The following is an 18893-nucleotide window of genomic DNA, read 5'->3' on the forward strand; positions in this document are numbered from 1 at the left end:
TTCCCTTCGCCATATGTTTTTTAGGTATTTGAACTTCTGCAAAAAGATATTAGACGTAGTGTAACAAAACCCATATTTTACTGTCAAGGATCCCCTTATAATGTTCGTATTCTGAAGTAAACTATAGGATAACAGACCAGAATCATATGGATTATAGAACCATTACCGAATATTCTAGAGAAATGGTGATGTAAGTGGACTGTATTCATCGAGTTGCCTGTGAAAACCCCAACGAAAAAATGTGGAGTATGTTCGTGTATTTCGAAAGCGAGCCTCATGTGAAGCGGTTTCTGGAAAAAGACTATCAACGGTTATACCCGAATGAAGCCTCTCGGTTTGCCTTTCAAAATACACAGAAGTTTATTTATTACATCAAGCAAGGACGAGAATACTACCAGGCTGCCTCCAACAGCAATATTTTAGTGAAACCGCTGCTCCTTTATTATGGCATGGTAAGCTTGCTGAAAGCGGTCATTCTGTCCTCCGATCCGGCTTATCCTGCCCACACCAGGGTATTACAGCATGGAATTACCAGTCGTAAACTGAAGAAATTGGATTATCACTTTTCCGAAGATGAGGTGAAGGTGCAAAAAGAAGGCCTTTTTCCAATGGTGGCTGACCATCTAAATGCTGGCCACATCGTTGGTGAGAAATTTAAAGTCAAACACCTTCTCTCCACCATCGCAGAGCTGCGAGAAAGCTACGAAAAAACCTATGAGGAGACCACCTTGATTCCTCTCCATCTTTCTAAGCATGTTGATTTTTCGTCTCCTATCACGACGTTTTATTTACCTGAACATATTTTGGATAATTATCATCTTTCTTATGAAAGTTTTATCCATTTTTTAAATCGACACAACCGGGGAAAAGCTCACTTTACCGCCCATACCCTAGAAGCGCCTAAAGGGATCATCCGAATGAATTGGGAACATCCGGATCAACTTCACATCACAGACTCACCCAAAGGCTTTGAAAACAACTTATTTATACAAGATTATAAAGGAAATCACTTCTTCCTCCTTAAGGATCAACCTTCTTTCTTTCTGCCAGAGATGTTATCTCACTACATGGTGATGTATATTTTGGGTATGCTTTGTCGATATGAGACCGAATTATGGGGGGAAATTTTGTTTTCCTTTACATCTGGAGAAATGTTCATCATCAATGAGTTCTTAAACATTAGCCAACGAAAGTTTCCTAACATGATCTTGAACCTCCTGTTTAACGAACGGTTTATTTTTGAAACCATGTAAAAAAAGGGTAACTCTATGGAAAGAGCTACCCTCTGGGTTATCCTGAATGGCCTAAATAAGCTTCCTTTACCTTCGCATCGTTGAGCAAGTCGGTAGAGGAGCCTGACGTGACTATTTTTCCGGTTTCTAGTACATAGCCTTTATGAGCGACTTTCAGCGCTTGGCGAACATTTTGCTCGACAAGCAACACGGTGGTTCCTTCTTGATTAATCTCACGAATAATCTTAAAGATATCGGCTACAATCAGGGGAGCTAATCCCATGGAAGGCTCATCTAGCAAAAGAAGCTTCGGACGAGACATTAAGGCTCGAGCAATCGCGAGCATCTGCTGCTGCCCCCCGGATAAGGTTCCTCCTAGCTGGTTTTTGCGCTCTCGAAGGATAGGAAAACGATTCATGACCTTCTCCAAGTCATCCTTCACTTCACTATCATTACGCTGGAACGCTCCCATCTCGAGGTTTTCTAATACCGTCATCTTCGCTAGGACAGCACGTCCTTCTGGAACGAGCGCGATTCCTTTACTCACGAGCTGATCGGGGCGCAGTTGTGTAATGTCTTCACCTAAGAATTCAATTTTGCCTTTCTTAGGCTTGATTAGCCCGGCTATCGTCTTCATCGTCGTGGTTTTTCCTGCTCCGTTTGCTCCGATGATGGTAACGACCTCACCTGCAGAAACCTCGATATCGATTCCCTTCAGCGCTTGGATATTTCCGTAATAGGTTTCTATCCCTGAAATTTTTAGCATGCTTCTTCATCCTCTTCTTTTCCAAGGTAGGCTTCAATAACCTCAGGGTTATTTTGAACTTCCTCGGGCAATCCTCCTGCAATCTTCTTCCCAAAGTTGATGACGGTCAGACGATCGCAAATGTTCATGACCAGCTTCATATCATGCTCGATTAGGACAACCGTAATATCCATACTTTGAATTCGCTTGATCAAATGGAAAAGATCATCCGTTTCACTTTCATTCATTCCCGCTGCTGGTTCATCCAGCAAAATTAACTTCGGCTCTGTCGCAAGGGCACGGGCAATTTCTAGGCGGCGTTGTTGGCCATAGGCTAGGTTTTCGGCGATGGTTTCTTCATAGCCCTTTAACCCAACCACTTCTAGTAACTCCATGGCTCGCTCTTTGGTTCGTTTTTCTTCTTCACGCTGGGCCTTGGTTTTCAGGATGCTTCCCCATACTCCAGTCTTGGTGCGGCAATGAGCGCCAACCATGACGTTGTCGAGAGCAGATAAATGACCAAACAATTTTATATTTTGAAACGTACGCGTAATTCCTAATTCGGCAATCTGGTGGGCCTTTAACCCGCTAATAGCTTTTCCTTCAAAGGTAATGGTACCTGTGGTTGGAGGAAAAATAGCGGTAATCACATTAAAGAGAGTGGTTTTTCCTGCGCCATTCGGACCGATTAAACCGAAGATCTCTCCCTTTTTCACTTCAAAGCTGACATCGGTTAATGCAGCAAGACCGCCAAACATCTTACTGACGTTCTCTAGTTTCAAGCTCATGAGGATACCTCCTTTGCTGCACTTCCTTTTTTCGGTTTTCTTAGGCTTACCAAGCTTCTCATCATATTGGCATCCAAGAAGCCTTGCGGGCGGAAGATCATCATGAGAACCAAAATTGTCCCATAGATCATCATACGATAATCACTAGCAAAACGAAGGGCTTCTGGAAGAAGGGTTAAAAGAGTCGCTCCCAATAATGGACCCCAGATCACTTCACTTCCACCCAATACAGCGAAGATTAGAATCTCAACGGTCTTGTGGTAATCAAAGTCGACAGGGCTGATAAAGAAGGTGACATGGGCAAATAGGGCACCCGCCATTCCCGCTAATACGGCCCCTTGGGCAAAAGCTAAAACCTTATAATACGTAATGTTGATTCCCATGGCTTGCGCAGCACTTTCATCTGCACGGATCGCTTCGAAGGCTCGACCCACTCGAGAACGGCCTTGACGATAGACGAACAAGAATACTAAAAGCAAAAACACACTAAGGACCAGAATGGTCAAGAGAGAAGAGAACTGTGGCGAGGATAACCCTAGCATCTTGGCTTGGATCCCCATCTCCTTTAGCATTTTGCTCATGTTTTGTCCCAATTGTGGGATCCCACTTAAGCCTAACGCCCCGTTTGTAACTTCTAAGTTGTTGAAGATGACACGAACCATTTCCCCAAACCCTAAGGTACAAATCGCTAAATATACGCCGCTCAGCCGCAAAGCAGGAATACCTATACAAACCCCAACCAAACCGGCCATGATTCCACCCAACACCACTCCTATAGGCATCGGTATGCCCAACTTAAGGGTGAGTAGTGCTGAAGTATAAGCTCCAATGCTCATAAAGCCGGCTGCTCCTAAAGAGAGCTGACCTGTAGATAGAGGAAGATACATACTGAGCGCTAATACGCAATTAATTAATATAAAAATAAAAATCTGCATGTAATATGGATTTAAGATTGTATCCATCATTTATCACCGCCTCACTGCTTGCCCAGAGCCAAATAGTCCTTGCGGACGTAGCAATAGGATTACAATAATCATACCGAAGGCTACAGCATCCCGATAAGCGGAATCACCATAAGCCACAGCAAATACTTCCGTCACGCCCAGGATCAAACCACCGGCCATCGCTCCTGGAACATTTCCCATACCGCCAAGAATAATAATCGCAAGTCCCTTCAAGCCCATGGAAATTCCCATGGTGGGTGCCACCGCATTAAAGCCCATTCCGACCAACACCCCAGCTAAACCGCCCAGTCCCGAAGCCAGCAATACCGTCATTACCACAATTCGCTTGGTATTGACGCCAAGTAAGCTAGCGGTTTCCATGTTTTCTGCTGTGGCTCGCAAGGCCTTACCGTACTTGGTTTTCCCAAGCCACATCTGCAGCAGGACCATCACCGTGACGGCAATCGCAAAGATGAGAATCTGAACGAGAGAAATACGAGTGTCTCCAATTTGATAGATTACGTTGTTAAAAGGAATAGGGAACGGCTGCGTTTCTGCTCCGAATACCTTATGAGCTAAATTTTCTAGAATAATAGCAACACCGATGGTACTAATGAGGGAGGCAAGATGCGAAACCCCCTTCTTTCCCCTTAACGGACGCAAGGCCAAAAGCTCCAATAGCAATCCCAGGACCATCGTAACAGCAATAGCCGCAATAATAGCTGTAATAATAGAGCCGTTATAGTAAACGACCGTCATTAAGCCAACAAACGCTCCAAACATGAAAATGGCCCCATGTGCCATGTTAATGATCTCTAATACCCCGAAAATTAACGTATACCCTAGTGCAACTAGGGCATACGTACTTCCGAGGGTCAATCCATTGATGAGCTGTTGCGTCAACATATGAATATCTCCTTCTTATTATTGAACCAGTTTGAATTCTCCGCCTTCAATATGAAGAACCTTTACATCCATCACTGGGTCACGATTTTCGTTAAAGGCAAACTTACCGGTTACACCTTCAAAGTCTTTTAATCCCATCAACGCTTCCTTAAGGGCATCACGATCATCTGCAACTCCTGCATCTAACAATGCCGCTGACATGATGTAAAGCGCGTCATAGGCTTGAGCAGCAAATTGGTCTGGTCCCTTGCCATACTTGTCCGTATACTTCTTCACGAATGTATCTACCTTATCAGATCCTGTAGGATACCAAGGTGTAGCCACATAGCTATTGTCTGCTGCTGCTCCAGCTTGCTTAACCAATTGAGGAGAGTTGAAACCATTACCGCCAACGAAAGGAACATCAATGCCCATTTCTCTTGCCTTCGCTAGGACAAGCCCTGCTTCTTTATACAAAGCGGATACGAGGATTGCATCCGGCTTTTTCGCGGCAACAGAAGTTAACTGTGCACTATAGTCCGTATCTCCATCCGCAAAGGTTTGCGTATCGACAATCTCAAGACCCATATCCTTAACTGCTTGGTCCATGGTCTTATATCCAGAAACAGCGAAGTCGTTATTACTTGCATACATTAAGGCTACTTTCTTTACCCCGTGTTTTTCTACTGCAGTCTTAATCGCCTCAGGAATGGCAATGGACTCAGGAAGAGCATTACGGAATACATATTCCCCTAAATCGGTGATGCCTTCCGCTGTCGTGGAAGTTCCCATGATAGGTACCCCATTCTGGTTGGCTACAGGACCCGCAGCAAACATTTCCCCGCTCAGTGTAGGACCAATAATCCCTACCACCTTGTCGCTATTGATCAACTTATTAACGGCACTAATCGCTTGGTCTTTCTTACCTGCTGAGTCTTCAATCACAAGATCTACTTTTAACTTGCCTTGGTTGGCTTCGTTAATTTCTTCTTGAGCTAGCTTAAGTCCGTTGGTGATGGCTTCACCGTACGCTGATCCACTTCCAGTTAAGAACGAGACAACCCCAATCTTGGCAGATAATTCTCCAGCCGGTTGTTCTCCAGAAGTTGCTGGCTGCCCTTCAGATGGCTTGGCAGATTGTCCTCCACCGCATCCTGCAAGCATACTTAAAGCAAGGATGGATGAAGCAAAGATGGACATAGATTTCTTCGAAAAGATGTTCACTGTGATCCCCCATTTTTTCTAATAATTTTGTCTAATTAAGATCTTTAAAAATTATATATCATTCTTATTTCATTTACAAATAAAATTTCAAGTTGGAATATGTTTTCAGAAAAAAGAATAAAACCCTTATACATAAAGGGCTTTTTAGAGGAAAGGCAACTAAATGATCGCTCGCTTAATATATACATGGCGATTAATCATAAGGTTGATAATATTTCCTTGAACCTCAACCATCGGTCTTGTCGGTTGGCTTCGATCCACATAGATGATCTTCCCTTGCGTACCATCACTCAACTCCACCTCCATGCCTAAGGAAAACTGAGTCATTCCATCGACAAAGAGACGGACGAAATGAGGATCAAGCTTCCCAAAGCTATCACTCAGCAATTGCTCCAAAACGACATAGGGGGAGGAGCCAGCTTTATAGCTTTTAGATGAACACATCGCATGGAAAATATCCGAAATCGCGACTAGCTTTGCATAGGGGTGGATGGACGACGATGGAAGGCCTAATGGATAGCCGGAACCATCCTCCCGTTCTTGATGCTGTAGGACGCCAAGCAGAATGCTATCACTAGAGGGGTTTACCGCTTTCACGAGATGATAGCCATAGACGGGGTACTTCCTCAGTTCTGTTTTTTCTGATAGAGATAGTTGCTCTGTCTTGTTTAGGATTTCTGGTGAAATTTTACTTTTTCCAATATCATGTAGAGCACCTGCTAGAGCAATGGATAACATCTCCGACTCCTCGATTCTACTCCACCTAGCCAGGCATACGCTTAGATAGCTAACGGAGATGCTATGAAAATACGTATAATCTTCGATTGGATAGCTCTGGGTTATGGTATTAAAAATATAAGAAACCTCACTTGGAAACTTCACAAGCTCTGTTAGATGCTCTGTGAGCTCTCGTAAGGCAATGGGAAGACCACCTTGAACGGACTTAAACATCTCTTTATAGAACTTCACTGTACGTTGAAATTGCTGTTCAAAGGTAATAGGCTCTTCCTGAGGCTGAGAAAGGACTAGAGGCTCAGGACTAGGCGTTATTGACGTTTTAAACATCTTAGCTTGAGGGTGTGGCTCCTCCACCATCACTTCTTCTATGAAAAATGCCAGTAAAATCTCAATCTCTCGTTCAAAAATCTTGCTTCCTTTTTCAAACAGCAGTCCACCGAGCGGAGTCACCACATCCGCTCGAAGTGTGGATCCTGGCTTAAGCTGTGACACAGGCACGAGCGCCATGGCTTTTCTCCTTTCCCTCTCGTTCATCTGTAAAGAAAAAAAGAAAGGCCTATTCAGACCCTTCTTCTTCTCCTAACTCTTCCTCTGTAAGGTTTTCTTCACTGTCTCCAGTGCTCTCCACCTTAGCAACGGAGGCCACTTCTTGCTCATTCTCGATCCGGATCAGTTTAACGCCTTGCGTATTTCTGCCCATGGTTGAAATTCCACTGATCTCCAAGCGAATAATGACACCCGCTTCTGTAACAATCATCAGATCATTTTCTTCATTGACAACCTTCAGTGCCACGATGTATCCGTTTCGCTCCGTAACATTGAGGGTTTTAATCCCTTTACCCCCACGTGATTGAATACGGTATTCCTCCTCAGGGGTACGTTTTCCATATCCCTTGGAAGTCACAATCAGAACATCTGCCCCTTCTTCAATCATATCCATGTCAATGACCTGATCATCCTCGTCCAAACTGATTCCTCGAACCCCTGTTGCCGTTCGACCCATGGCGCGGACATCATTTTCATTAAAGCGAATGGACATCCCGTTTCTCGTACCCATAATCAGATCTTTCGTCCCGTCTGTGAGCATAACACCAACAAGCTCGTCATCCTCTTTGATATTGATGGCAAACAAGCCGCCTTTTCGAATATTTTCGAAGGCTTTCAGATCGGTCCGCTTCACGACTCCTTGTTGGGTAGCAAAGAATAGATAATGATCCTCGGTGAAATCCTTTACCGGGATAACCGCTTTAACGAACTCTCCTTGCTCAATCTGGATCAGGTTGATGATCGGGGTTCCACGTGCGGTACGGCTCAGCTCAGGCACTTCATAGGCTTTAATTCGGTAAACCTTCCCACGGTTGGTGAAAATCAATAGATAGTTATGAGAATGGGTCACATACAGGTTTTGAACGAAGTCATTATCTTTCGCTTCTGCCCCTTGAATTCCCCTTCCCCCTCTTCGCTGACTCTTATACGTGGATAAGGAAAGACGTTTGATATAACCATTATGCGTGAGCGTGATACATACCTCATCTTCAGGAATTAAATCTTCAATCTCAATTAGGTCTTCCGATTCCGCGATTTCAGTACGTCTTGGATCGGCAAACCTTTCTCTCACATCAAGAAGCTCTTCTTTAATAATCGCAAGGATCTTCTTCTCATCTGCGAGAATCGCTTTTAATTCAGCGATACGCTTCACTAGCTCTTGATACTCTTCTTCAATTTTGTCGCGCTCTAGACCCGTTAAACGCTGCAATCTCATGTCTAAGATGGCTTGGGACTGCTCATAGCTTAACGCGAATCGCTCCATTAAGCCGTTGCGAGCTTCGTCTGTCGTTCTGGATGCACGAATCAAGCTGATGATCTCATCAATATGATCTAGGGCAATTCGTAAGCCCTCTAAGATATGGGCTCTTGCTTCGGCTTTGCGCAGCTCAAACTCCGTCCGTCGGCGAATGACGACTCGTTGGTGATCGAGATAATGCGTCAGCATTTCCTTTAGATTTAAAACTTTCGGTTGCCCATTCACTAGAGCAAGCATATTAATCCCAAAGGTGGTTTGCAAGGCGGTTTGCTTATACAAATTATTGAGCAGAACTTGAGGATTCACATCTCTTCTTAATTCAATAACAATACTCATCCCGTTGCGGTCGGACTCATCCCTGAGGTCTGTAATCCCTTCAATTTTCTTTTCCCGCACGAGCTCTGCAATCCGTTCAATAAGCTTCGCTTTATTCACCTGGTAAGGAATTTCGTCGACCACGATTCGAAACTTTCCTTTGACCTCTTCGATGTTCGCTTTCGCTCTCACGGTAATCGTTCCGCGCCCCGTTTCATAGGCGCGATAGATTCCACCCCGCCCCATAATTTGGGCGGCTGTAGGGAAATCTGGTCCCTTAATGACTTCCATTAAGTCGCGAATCGTGACTTCTTCATGATCAATCAGCATTAACACGCCATCGATCACTTCTCCTAGGTTATGAGGGGGAATATTGGTAGCCATTCCGACCGCAATCCCTGCCGCTCCATTGACCAACAAGTTAGGAAAGCGGGCAGGTAGAACAATCGGCTCTTTCTCATTCCCATCATAGTTCGGACCATAATCAATGGTATCTTTGTTAATGTCGCGAAGAAGCTCCGTCGCAATCTTCGATAAGCGAGCCTCGGTATATCTCATGGCCGCTGCGGAGTCTCCATCGATGGATCCGAAGTTTCCATGACCATCGACAAGAGGGTAGCGGTATGAGAAGTTTTGTGCCATACGAACCATGGTTTCATAAACAGCAGAATCACCGTGAGGATGATATTTACCAATTACATCCCCGACGATTCTCGCTGATTTTTTATACGGTTTATCCGGTGTCATGCCCATCTCATTCATGGCGAACAGAATGCGACGGTGTACCGGCTTCAGTCCGTCTCGGACATCAGGCAGGGCTCGGCTTACGATTACGCTCATGGCATATCCCAAGAAGGACTCCCGCATTTCCTGCGCGATATTTCTATCTACTATGTTAGAACGTTGCTCTTCAGCCATTCCAATGTACCTCCGTTATGATCCTAAATGTCCAGATTAACCGCGTACTGTGCATTCTCTTGAATAAAGTCACGGCGCGGTTCCACCCGATCCCCCATCAGCGTATCAAAGATTTCGTCGGCTTCCATCGCATCCTCTAGGCTTACGCGAAGGAGCGTACGAGTTTCCGGATTCATCGTGGTTTCCCAGAGCTGATCGGGATTCATCTCACCAAGACCTTTATAGCGCTGGATATTAGGTTCAGGTTTTTCACTTAGGTGTTTTAAGGCTTCTTTTAATTGTTCGTCGTTATAAGCGTATTGGATGTTCTTTCCTTGAGAAATCTTATATAAAGGTGGTTGGGCAATAAAGATGTAACCCTCCTCCACCAGCGGCCTCATGTAACGATATAAGAACGTTAACAGTAGCGTACGAATATGGGCTCCATCCACATCCGCGTCCGTCATAATAATGACCTTATGGTAGCGAGCCTTAGCGATATCAAAATCTTCTCCGATTCCCGTGCCCAGAGCTGTGATAATCGTACGAATTTCGTTATTGGACAAGATCTTATCCAAGCGAGCCTTCTCCACATTGATGACCTTACCACGCAAAGGCAAGATCGCTTGATTATGGCGATCACGGCCTTGTTTAGCCGATCCTCCTGCAGAATCTCCCTCAACCACATAAATCTCACTAATACTCGGATCCTTCGAGGAGCAGTCCGCTAGCTTCCCTGGGAGGGCACTGACTTCTAGGGCATTCTTCCTTCTCGTCAATTCGCGTGCCTTCTTCGCCGCTTCCCTTGCCCGTGAAGCCATCATCGCTTTATCTAAAATTTTTCGAGCTTCACCTGGATGCTCATTCAAGTAATCGGAAAAATGTTCACCAAACACCGATTCGGTGATCCCTCTGGCTTCACTGTTACCCAATTTGGTTTTGGTTTGTCCTTCAAATTGTGGATCAGGAATTTTTACACTAATAATCGCCGTCAGACCTTCCCGAACATCATCCCCGGTCAGATTATCATCTTTTTCTTTCAAGATATTGTGTTTCCGTGCGTAATCATTGATCACGCGCGTGAGGGCACTCTTAAATCCGGATTCGTGAGTGCCTCCCTCGTGGGTATGAATATTGTTGGCATAAGAATAGAGGTTGCTAACAAAGCTGTCGTTATATTGCAGAGCCACTTCTACGAATAAACCATCCTTATCCGTCGAAATATAAATAGGCTCTTCCAATAAGCTTTCTTTGTTTTTATCCAAGTGTTGAACAAAGGAAACAATCCCGCCGTCATACTTATACGTATCCTTGCGGTCATGGCGCTCATCCACGAGGGAGATTCGAATGCCGCGGTTTAAGAAAGCGAGTTCTCTTAGTCTTTTTTGCAAGATATCATATTCAAACACCGTAGTTTCCGTAAAAATTTGAGGATCGGGCTTAAAGGTTACCTTCGTACCGGTTTCCTCCGTTGTGCCCACCACGTGAAGATCCGCTTCAGGGGCACCGTAGGCAAAGCGCTGCACATGAATTTGGCCGTTTCGTTTAACTTGTACCTCGACCCATTCAGACAATGCATTTACAACGGAAATCCCCACACCGTGAAGTCCACCTGAAACCTTGTAGCCTTCACCGCCGAACTTCCCGCCAGCATGAAGGACCGTTAACACGGTTTCAACGGTTGACTTTCCTGTTTTCTCATGAATCCCTGTAGGAATACCGCGTCCATTATCAATAACCGAAATACTATTATCTTCATGAATGGTGACGATGACGTCTGTACAGTAACCTGCCAACGCTTCATCGATACTGTTGTCCACTGCTTCCCAAACTAAATGGTGAAGCCCCCTGCTGCTGGTGGATCCAATATACATTCCCGGTCGCTTTCGGACCGCTTCCAGACCTTCTAGCACCTGAATCTGACTCGCATCATATGAATTATGATTCTCAGTCGTCAATGAAATCACCTACTCTCTAAACTGCTAACAAAATTGGCTCTTCTCTTCAACGTCAAAGAAGATATTGGAGAACAATATACTCGATCAGGCATTATGACATAAGACTTTGTTTCTTCCTTGCTAATGCGAATCAACAGCTGTTCTGAACCTTTTTGATCAAGAAATTCCTTTGTGATTTTAGAAGAATCCATATGATTATCGATAATTGCAACCACATCCGTTGATCGAACCACTGTATCTCCGCCTAAGTGAATAAACATGCGTCCCACCTCATTTCTCCATGATAGCCTTTCCGGCTTGGATTCGAAAAACCGACGCGTTCTCTAAAGTTTGATGGTGTAGCCCCTCAACTCCCGTCGTCGTTACGAATGTTTGTACCTTATCTTTGATGGCATCTAATAAGTGAGATTGCCTAGAAGAATCCAACTCAGATAAGACGTCATCAAGCAAAAGAATGGGATATTCCCCAATTTCCTCATAGATGAGTTGAATTTCAGCTAACTTTAAAGAAAGAGCCGTGGTCCGTTGCTGCCCTTGCGACCCATATTGCTGAACACTCGTTCCGTTAATATAAAAGTGAAGGTCGTCTCGATGTGGACCTAGCAAGGAGGTTCCGCGCATGAGTTCTTTGTCTTGCAACTGCTTAAGCTGCTGAACAAAAGATTCAATTGAACCCAGTTGGAACGAGGGCATGTATTCTACTTTTAATGTTTCTTTTTGCTGTGTGATATCTTGGTGAACCTGATTAGCCCAAGCTTCCATTTTAGCTAGAAATTCGGTTCGGCGTTGTATGATCTTGACCGCAAGCTCTGCTAATTGTTCGTTGAGCACCTCTAAAAAATCTATATATTTTCGGTTTTTAAATGCATCCTTTAAGCATTGATTCCGTTGGGAAAGAACTTTTTGATACTGGGTTAGTAAGTGAATATACATCGGTGATACCTGTCCGATCTCCATATCCAGGAACTTCCTTCTTTGCTGAGGGGAACCTTTCACGATATTTAAATCTTCAGGTGCAAACATCACGACATTCATCGCCCCAATGTAGTCGCTCAGCTTTTTTTGCTCTAACCCATTTATTTTCGCTTTTTTTCCCTTTCCAGTCAACTGAATTTCCAAATGAAGCGGACCTCTTTTTCGTTGGACCGCTCCTTTAATCCAGCTAAACTCTTCGTCCCAATTAATCCACTCTTTATCTTTATTCGAGCGATGGGACTTGGTCAGGGCCAACACATAAATGGACTCCATCAAATTGGTTTTTCCTTGAGCGTTTTGACCCATAAAAAGGGTGATATTTTGATGAAAGGTTAGCTTTTGCTGTTGATAATTCCGGTAATGCTTAATTTCAAGCTCCTTGAGAAACAAAGCAAGGTTCCTCCCTTAAGATAATTAGGAAGAACGAGCAATCACAAAAGAATGGGTTCCCTCAATCTCAATGCGATCATCAGGATACAGCTTCTTCCCTCGGCGGTTCTCTGACTCCCCATTGACGATAATGGCTGCTTCCTCCAGGAATACTTTGGCTTGTCCACCCGTGTCCACGAGTCCCACCAATTTAATAAACTGACCAAGTGTGATGTACTCGTCTCGAATATGAATGATTTGTGAATCCAACTATTAGCACCCCTCGTTTGATTAGTAAGTTCTTACTGGAAGGATTAGGTATAAGCTTTGCTCATGATCCGTCGGATGAATAATAAAAGGACTCATGGCACCCGTAAAGCGAATTTTTACTTCCTCGCTATCAATCACTCGAAGCGTATCTAGCATGTACTTCGCATTAAACGAGATTTTCAATTCTTCTCCTTCAACCGAAGAAGCCTGGAGTTCCTCTGTTACTTTTCCTACCTCAGGAGAGATGGAAGAAAGCTCTACACTGGAATGGGGAGTAACAGAAAACTTGACAACATTATTTTTCCCATCCTTTGCTAATAAGGATGCCCTTTCTATGGCATGTAAAAACTCTTTCGTTTTTAAAATTATATCGGTTTTGCTTTGTTGAGGAATAATTCTATTCACATCTGGATAAGTTCCGTTCAATAAACGCGAATAAAATAAGATTCTGTCGGTTTTGAACAGGATTTGGTTGTCGGTAACCACGATGTCTACTAAAGAATCATTGTCAGGTAATATTTTATTCAACTCCTGCATACTCTTCCCTGGTGTAACAATATTCTCAAGGGAAAGATCCGTTGCTGCTTCGACAAAAGAACGTCTGCTAGCCAGACGATGGCTGTCTGTGGCTACAAAACGAAGCTGGTCACCCTCTAGTGCCCACATAATGCCCGTCAGAATCGGGCGGAGTTCTGTGGTTGCCGCAGCAAAAGCGGTTTGTTTTACCATCGTCTTCAGCATATCGCTTGTTAAGCTAAACACTTTCTCCTCTTCGATTTGAGGAAGTCGTGGAAAATCATCTGGATCGAGCCCATTTAAACTAAATTCTGATTTCCCTGAGCGAAGGATGGTTTGGAATCGGTCTCCGACCTCTAGTTCTACAAATTCCCCTGGTAATCTCCGAACAATATCATTCAGATAGCGTGCAGGCAAGACAATGCTCCCATGCTGTTTAATATCGACGTATAGATCTCCATTCTCTTCCATAGGGATAGAGTACTCAATCGATATGTCAGAATCGCTTGCCGTTAGGGTTATTCCCTCTGAGTGGCTGCTTATTTTAATCCCTGTCAAAATGGGAATCGTGGTTCTGGATGATACGGCTTTACTAACGTCATTAATAGCTGCTGTCATAATTTCTCGATTGATCATTAAGTGCATGCTAATTCTACCCCCTTTTTGTATTTTTGGTCGGTATCGTCATCAAAGCTCCCTTTCGGGAAACCATTAAATATTTCATATCGGCATCCATACTATTATAACTTATCTATATCTTTTTTTAACAGTAATAGTAGTAGGGGCTGTGAGTTTGTGGATAAACGGCAGGAACAAGGAAAGGGGCAGTCCATCCACATGTGGATAAATTGTGGTTAGACTGTCCCTTCTATTCACAGGCTAGTGGGATGTTATTTCGCATTTTTTATTTTATCAATGAGTTCTTTAATCGTTTCCTGAAAAGAAGGATCGGACTGCAATGTATTGATGATTTTTTCATTGGCATGAATAACCGTGGTATGGTCGCGACCTCCAAATTCATCGCCAATCTTAGGAAGAGAAAAGTCCGTTAGCTCCCTGGATAGGTACATCGCAATCTGTCGGGGAAAGGCGATCGATTTATTGCGCTTCTTTGCTTTAAAATCCTCTAATTTCACCCCAAAATGCTCTCCAACCACTCGCTGGATATCTAGAATCGTAATCATTTTAGGTTTACTGGAAGGGATAATGTCTTTCAGGGCTTCTGCGGCCAGATCGACATCAATATCTCGATTAATTAACGAGGAATAAGCCACTACACGAATGAGTGCCCCTTCAAGCTCACGAATATTTGTATCTATTTGATTAGCGATGTAGACCATTACTTCGTTGACAATATCTAGATTTTCTGCCTTCGCTTTTTTCCGTAAGATGGCAATCCTTGTCTCGAGATCTGGTGGTTGAATATCGGTAATCAATCCCCATTCAAAACGGGAGCGGAGACGATCTTCGAGAGTGGGAATTTCCTTCGGCGGCCGATCACTAGAAATGACTATTTGCTTGCTTTCGTCATGAAGAGCGTTAAACGTATGGAAAAATTCCTCTTGGGTTTGTTCTTTCCCTGCCAGAAACTGAATATCATCAATGAGTAGAACATCTACATTCCGGTATTTATTACGAAAATCAACTGCTTTATTATCCCGGATGCTATTAATGAACTCATTGGTAAATTTTTCGGAGGAGAGATAGACGACTTTGGCTGATGGGTTATGTTCCAAGACATAGTGGCCGATTGCGTGCATCAAGTGAGTTTTTCCTAAACCGACACCCCCATAGATAAACAAGGGGTTATAAGCTTTAGCAGGAGCTTCTGCTACAGCAAGCGATGCAGCATGGGCAAATCGGTTTCCGGTTCCGATGACAAACGTGTCGAATACATACTTGGGATTGAGCATATGTACTGGTCCATTCTCATCAGTTGCATACACTCTTTTCTCATCCGCTTTTTTGGGTGTATTGGACTTCGCGTTGACATCCGTGTCGGAAGTCACAATTTTTATTTTCATATTTTCCCCGGTGATCTCATATAATGTTTCAACGATTAATTGGGCATATCTAGACTCGAGCCAATCTCTCGAAAACTCATTGGGAGCTGAAATGAATAAGGTATCATCATCAAGGGCAATGGCCTTCGTTGATTTTAACCATGTTTCGAAGCTCGGTTTACTTAATTTTGTCTCTATCATGGCGAGGGCCTTGTCCCACATTTTTTGAATCCCTTTCATACCATTCCCCCTAAATACTTATACACAATGGATGTGAATGTAAGAAGCCTCGTTTTCTTTATTTAATCGCTACTTCGACACCATTCGCCCATCATCCACATATTCATATCTGTTAATAATCACAATAGTGGATAATTGTCCACATTTCTATCCACAGATTGTGGAAAACTCATATCCGACTTTGGTCTTATCCACGAGTGAAAACACAACTATGATAGCAAATAAAAACGTTATTATCAATGGATTTTTCGTATTTATCCACAACCACAACAAGTTGTGGTCTGTTTTTATTCACAACACTATATTATGTGGATATTCTCTAGATAACCTTGTCGATATGTCTCGAAAATTGTTTCACAGTTGTCCACATCAAGTTTGGGAAATAATTTCGCGCTGTGTTAGTTGGGAGATAGTACAGAGATGGATCTGCCCAGAAGTTGGACAAGGTGCATCCTTGACAGGAACAAAGGGAAGGACTATAATAATCGAGTATGTTTTTCTTTCTGTGCATACATGCAGAATGAGAGGCAGCACTGGGCATAAGAATTATGTTTGGTGTTAGAATAGTGTGAGTCCTCAAGGGAGGTGGATATAATGAAACCAACGTTTAGTCCGAATAACCGCAAGCGTAAGAAAGTTCACGGATTCCGTAAGAGAATGAGCACAAAGAACGGTCGTAAAGTTCTTGCTGCGCGTCGCAGAAAAGGAAGAAAAGTATTATCTGCCTAGGCCACTTATGCAAGTGGCCTTTCTGTAATTAAAGGGTTTTTTTATGTTTGCTAGGGTTTATTCCTATCTCTGCATTCCCATAATTTAAAGAGGAACCAACTTACTATGGGATAGGGGTTTGTTTATTTATGTTACAAAGTCAACATCGAATTCGAAGTCAGAATGACTTTCAAAAAGTGTTTGATCAGGGGAAATCGGTAGCGAATCGACAATTTGTCGTTTACATGCTAGCAAAAGAGGAACAAGAGCAGATACGGATCGGAATTTCAGTAGGAAAAAAGATCGGTAACGCAGTGGTTAGGAACCGGACGAAGAGGTTGATTCGAGAAGCAGCTAGAATGGTTGTACCTAATCTGCAGTGGAAGGGTGATCTGGTGATCATTGCTCGGGCCCCTGTGACAGAGATGGAGTTCCAGGAGGTTTCGGCTAGCCTGAACCACTGCTTAAAAAAAGGAAAGCTCTTATCATAAGGTACGCTAAGGAGGAAGGGATATGAAGCGACTATTATTAGGAAGTATTCGCTTTTATCAGAGAGGCATCTCTCCTTTAAAGCCGCCCAGCTGTCGTTTTTATCCTACATGTTCTGCCTATGGATTTGAAGCTATTGAGAAATTCGGAGCTATGAAAGGGACGTGGCTAACCATCGTTCGAATCGGAAAGTGCCACCCGTTTCATCCTGGTGGTTATGATCCCGTTCCTTAATAGCCATACATAACTTTATGGTTGCAAGGAGGAGTTTTCTTGCGTTTCAAAAGCATTACCTATTTACCTTTAGCTTTCTTCATGCTACTTCTAACAGGTTGTGGTATGGATTATATGACCAATCCGCCACCAATCGACCCGAATACTGGTGGTTTCTGGGATCGTTATTTTGTATACCCGTTGTCTTGGTTAATTGATGAATCCTCTCTTATACTATGGGGAAGCTATGGGCTAGGAATTCTAGCAACGACGGTTATTATTCGTTTGGCGATATTACCTTTAATGATTAAGCAGTTAAAAAGCTCCAAAGCAATGCAGGCTCTTCAGCCTGAATTAACAAAAATTAGGGATAAATATAAAGATAATCAACAAAAGATTCAGGAAGAAACCCTAAAGTTATTTCAAAAGCATAACGTCAACCCATTAGCAGGGTGCTTGCCTTTATTGGTTCAAATGCCGATCCTTATCGCCTTTTATCAAGCCATCATGCGAAATGAGCACGTTAGAGAGCATAGTTTTCTTTGGATGGCCCTAGGACAACCAGATCCATACTACATATTACCGATTCTTGCTGCCATTACAACTTATTTCCAGAGTAAGATGATGGGGATGGGGATGCCCCCAAATCCACAAATGCAGATGATGCTTGTTATCATGCCCATAATGATCCTCGTGATTGCCGTGACGTTACCTGCAGCTCTTTCCTTATATTGGGTATTCGGTAACATCTTCACCATCGTTCAAACCTTTTTCATTAAGGGCAACACCCCTAATGTTCCCGCTCAGGAGGTTAAGAAAAAGTGAAGAAAGTAACGGTTACCGCCAAAACGGTTGATGAAGCCATTGCCATGGCCCTTAAACAGTTGAATGCTGAAAAAAACCAAGTAACCGTAACCATCTTAGAAGAGCCCAGTAAAGGTTTTTTTGGTTTAATAGGTGCAAGACTTGCTAAATTAGAGGTTGAGCTCAATATTAATCCCATCGAGGAAGCGAAGCAGTTCCTGCAGGAAATCTTAGCTGCTATGGATGTCCAAGCTTCCATTGAAGTGAAAAAAGAAAAAGATCATACCTTGTTTGAGATCATGGGAGAAGATCTAGGGATTATTATCGGCAGAAGAGGACAAACGCTGGATTCGTTGCAATTTCTAGTTAATACTGTTGGAAATAAGCATTCCGATTCCTATCTCCGGATTGTGCTAGATGCCGAAAGCTATCGACTCAAACGCAGACAAACCTTAGAGCAACTGGCCGATCGTTTGGCTCATAAAGCGATAAAATCAGGACAAATTGTCAAGCTCGAACCCATGCCATCTCATGAGAGAAAAGTGATTCACACGTTTCTTCAAGAGCGAAAAAATATTAACACGTATAGTGAAGGACAAGAACCTAACCGTTATATTGTGATCCAAGCTAAGAGATAAGCCTAAAGGCCCATGTACAAAACTTGTACGTGGGTCTTTTTTGTATGAATAAATATACAAAATGTGTTGCGGGAGGCTTTTTTAATGTGTACTGGTATGATATTCTAGTAATTTAGGGAAATCTATATACTAAGGATT

General features: G+C 43.3%; 19 protein-coding genes. 6 read left to right on the plus strand and 13 right to left on the minus strand.

The features are described 5' to 3' along the window. Nucleotides 1-254: 254 nt before the first annotated feature. Complete coding sequence (locus EIZ58_RS18210) at nt 255-1253, plus strand: YaaC family protein (RefSeq protein ID WP_167577786.1); 999 nt, start codon at nt 255-257, stop codon at nt 1251-1253. A gap of 37 nt (nt 1254-1290) precedes the next feature. On the opposite strand, the gene EIZ58_RS18215 is transcribed toward EIZ58_RS18210, so the two are convergent. The 13 genes from EIZ58_RS18215 to dnaA form a co-directional block, all read right to left on the minus strand. Beyond that, nucleotides 1291-1998, minus strand: a complete 708-nt coding sequence (locus tag EIZ58_RS18215; protein WP_134702301.1) for an ABC transporter ATP-binding protein — start codon at nt 1996-1998, stop codon at nt 1291-1293. After that, nucleotides 1992-2765 (minus strand): ABC transporter ATP-binding protein, encoded by a 774-nt coding sequence (locus EIZ58_RS18220; protein WP_134702302.1) that lies wholly within the window; start codon nt 2763-2765, stop codon nt 1992-1994. The genes EIZ58_RS18215 and EIZ58_RS18220 overlap by 7 nt, the downstream gene beginning before the upstream one ends. After that, nucleotides 2762-3730 (minus strand): branched-chain amino acid ABC transporter permease, encoded by a 969-nt coding sequence (locus tag EIZ58_RS18225; RefSeq protein WP_134702303.1) that lies wholly within the window; start codon nt 3728-3730, stop codon nt 2762-2764. Before EIZ58_RS18225 ends, EIZ58_RS18220 begins: the two co-directional genes overlap by 4 nt. Nucleotides 3731-3733: 3 nt before the next feature. Then, nucleotides 3734-4615 (minus strand): branched-chain amino acid ABC transporter permease, encoded by an 882-nt coding sequence (locus EIZ58_RS18230; RefSeq protein ID WP_134702304.1) that lies wholly within the window; start codon nt 4613-4615, stop codon nt 3734-3736. 18 nt (nt 4616-4633) lie between these two features. After that, complete coding sequence (locus EIZ58_RS18235) at nt 4634-5794, minus strand: ABC transporter substrate-binding protein (protein ID WP_134702866.1); 1161 nt, start codon at nt 5792-5794, stop codon at nt 4634-4636. Nucleotides 5795-5977: 183 nt separating this feature from the next. After that, the gene (locus EIZ58_RS18240; RefSeq protein WP_134702305.1) at nt 5978-7090 is read right to left on the minus strand and encodes an HD-GYP domain-containing protein; all 1113 of its coding nucleotides are present in this window, start codon (nt 7088-7090) and stop codon (nt 5978-5980) included. 22 nt (nt 7091-7112) lie between these two features. Next, nucleotides 7113-9593 (minus strand): DNA gyrase subunit A, encoded by a 2481-nt coding sequence (gyrA, locus tag EIZ58_RS18245; RefSeq protein ID WP_134702306.1) that lies wholly within the window; start codon nt 9591-9593, stop codon nt 7113-7115. A gap of 23 nt (nt 9594-9616) precedes the next feature. Then, on the minus strand, nt 9617-11536 hold the full coding sequence (gyrB, locus tag EIZ58_RS18250; RefSeq protein ID WP_134702867.1) for a DNA topoisomerase (ATP-hydrolyzing) subunit B: 1920 nt from the start codon (nt 11534-11536) through the stop codon (nt 9617-9619). Further along, nucleotides 11536-11790, minus strand: coding sequence for an extracellular matrix regulator RemB (gene remB, locus EIZ58_RS18255; RefSeq protein WP_134702868.1), 255 nt, complete (start codon nt 11788-11790; stop codon nt 11536-11538). Before remB ends, gyrB begins: the two co-directional genes overlap by 1 nt. Before the next feature lie 10 nt (nt 11791-11800). Next, nucleotides 11801-12895 (minus strand): DNA replication/repair protein RecF, encoded by a 1095-nt coding sequence (gene recF / locus EIZ58_RS18260; protein ID WP_134702307.1) that lies wholly within the window; start codon nt 12893-12895, stop codon nt 11801-11803. Nucleotides 12896-12919: 24 nt separating this feature from the next. Continuing rightward, the gene (gene yaaA, locus EIZ58_RS18265; RefSeq protein ID WP_134702308.1) at nt 12920-13144 is read right to left on the minus strand and encodes a S4 domain-containing protein YaaA; all 225 of its coding nucleotides are present in this window, start codon (nt 13142-13144) and stop codon (nt 12920-12922) included. Nucleotides 13145-13165: 21 nt separating this feature from the next. After that, nucleotides 13166-14305, minus strand: coding sequence for a DNA polymerase III subunit beta (dnaN, locus tag EIZ58_RS18270; RefSeq protein WP_134702309.1), 1140 nt, complete (start codon nt 14303-14305; stop codon nt 13166-13168). A gap of 245 nt (nt 14306-14550) precedes the next feature. Further along, on the minus strand, nt 14551-15903 hold the full coding sequence (gene dnaA, locus EIZ58_RS18275; protein ID WP_134702310.1) for a chromosomal replication initiator protein DnaA: 1353 nt from the start codon (nt 15901-15903) through the stop codon (nt 14551-14553). A 591-nt stretch (nt 15904-16494) separates the two neighbouring features. On the opposite strand from dnaA, the gene rpmH reads away from it, so the two are divergent. From rpmH to jag, 5 genes are all read left to right on the plus strand, one after another. After that, complete coding sequence (rpmH, locus tag EIZ58_RS18280) at nt 16495-16632, plus strand: 50S ribosomal protein L34 (RefSeq protein ID WP_205668534.1); 138 nt, start codon at nt 16495-16497, stop codon at nt 16630-16632. Nucleotides 16633-16760: 128 nt separating this feature from the next. After that, nucleotides 16761-17102, plus strand: a complete 342-nt coding sequence (gene rnpA, locus EIZ58_RS18285; protein ID WP_134702311.1) for a ribonuclease P protein component — start codon at nt 16761-16763, stop codon at nt 17100-17102. A 22-nt stretch (nt 17103-17124) separates the two neighbouring features. Beyond that, the gene (yidD, locus tag EIZ58_RS18290; protein WP_134702312.1) at nt 17125-17334 is read left to right on the plus strand and encodes a membrane protein insertion efficiency factor YidD; all 210 of its coding nucleotides are present in this window, start codon (nt 17125-17127) and stop codon (nt 17332-17334) included. 81 nt (nt 17335-17415) lie between these two features. Continuing rightward, on the plus strand, nt 17416-18138 hold the full coding sequence (gene yidC / locus EIZ58_RS18295) for a membrane protein insertase YidC (protein WP_205672282.1): 723 nt from the start codon (nt 17416-17418) through the stop codon (nt 18136-18138). Further along, nucleotides 18135-18755, plus strand: a complete 621-nt coding sequence (gene jag, locus EIZ58_RS18300; RefSeq protein WP_134702314.1) for an RNA-binding cell elongation regulator Jag/EloR — start codon at nt 18135-18137, stop codon at nt 18753-18755. The genes yidC and jag overlap by 4 nt, the downstream gene beginning before the upstream one ends. Nucleotides 18756-18893 lie beyond the last annotated feature (138 nt).

Source organism: Ammoniphilus sp. YIM 78166, assembly GCF_004522215.1.
In the GTDB taxonomy this organism is placed as follows: Bacteria; Bacillota; Bacilli; order Aneurinibacillales; family RAOX-1; genus YIM-78166.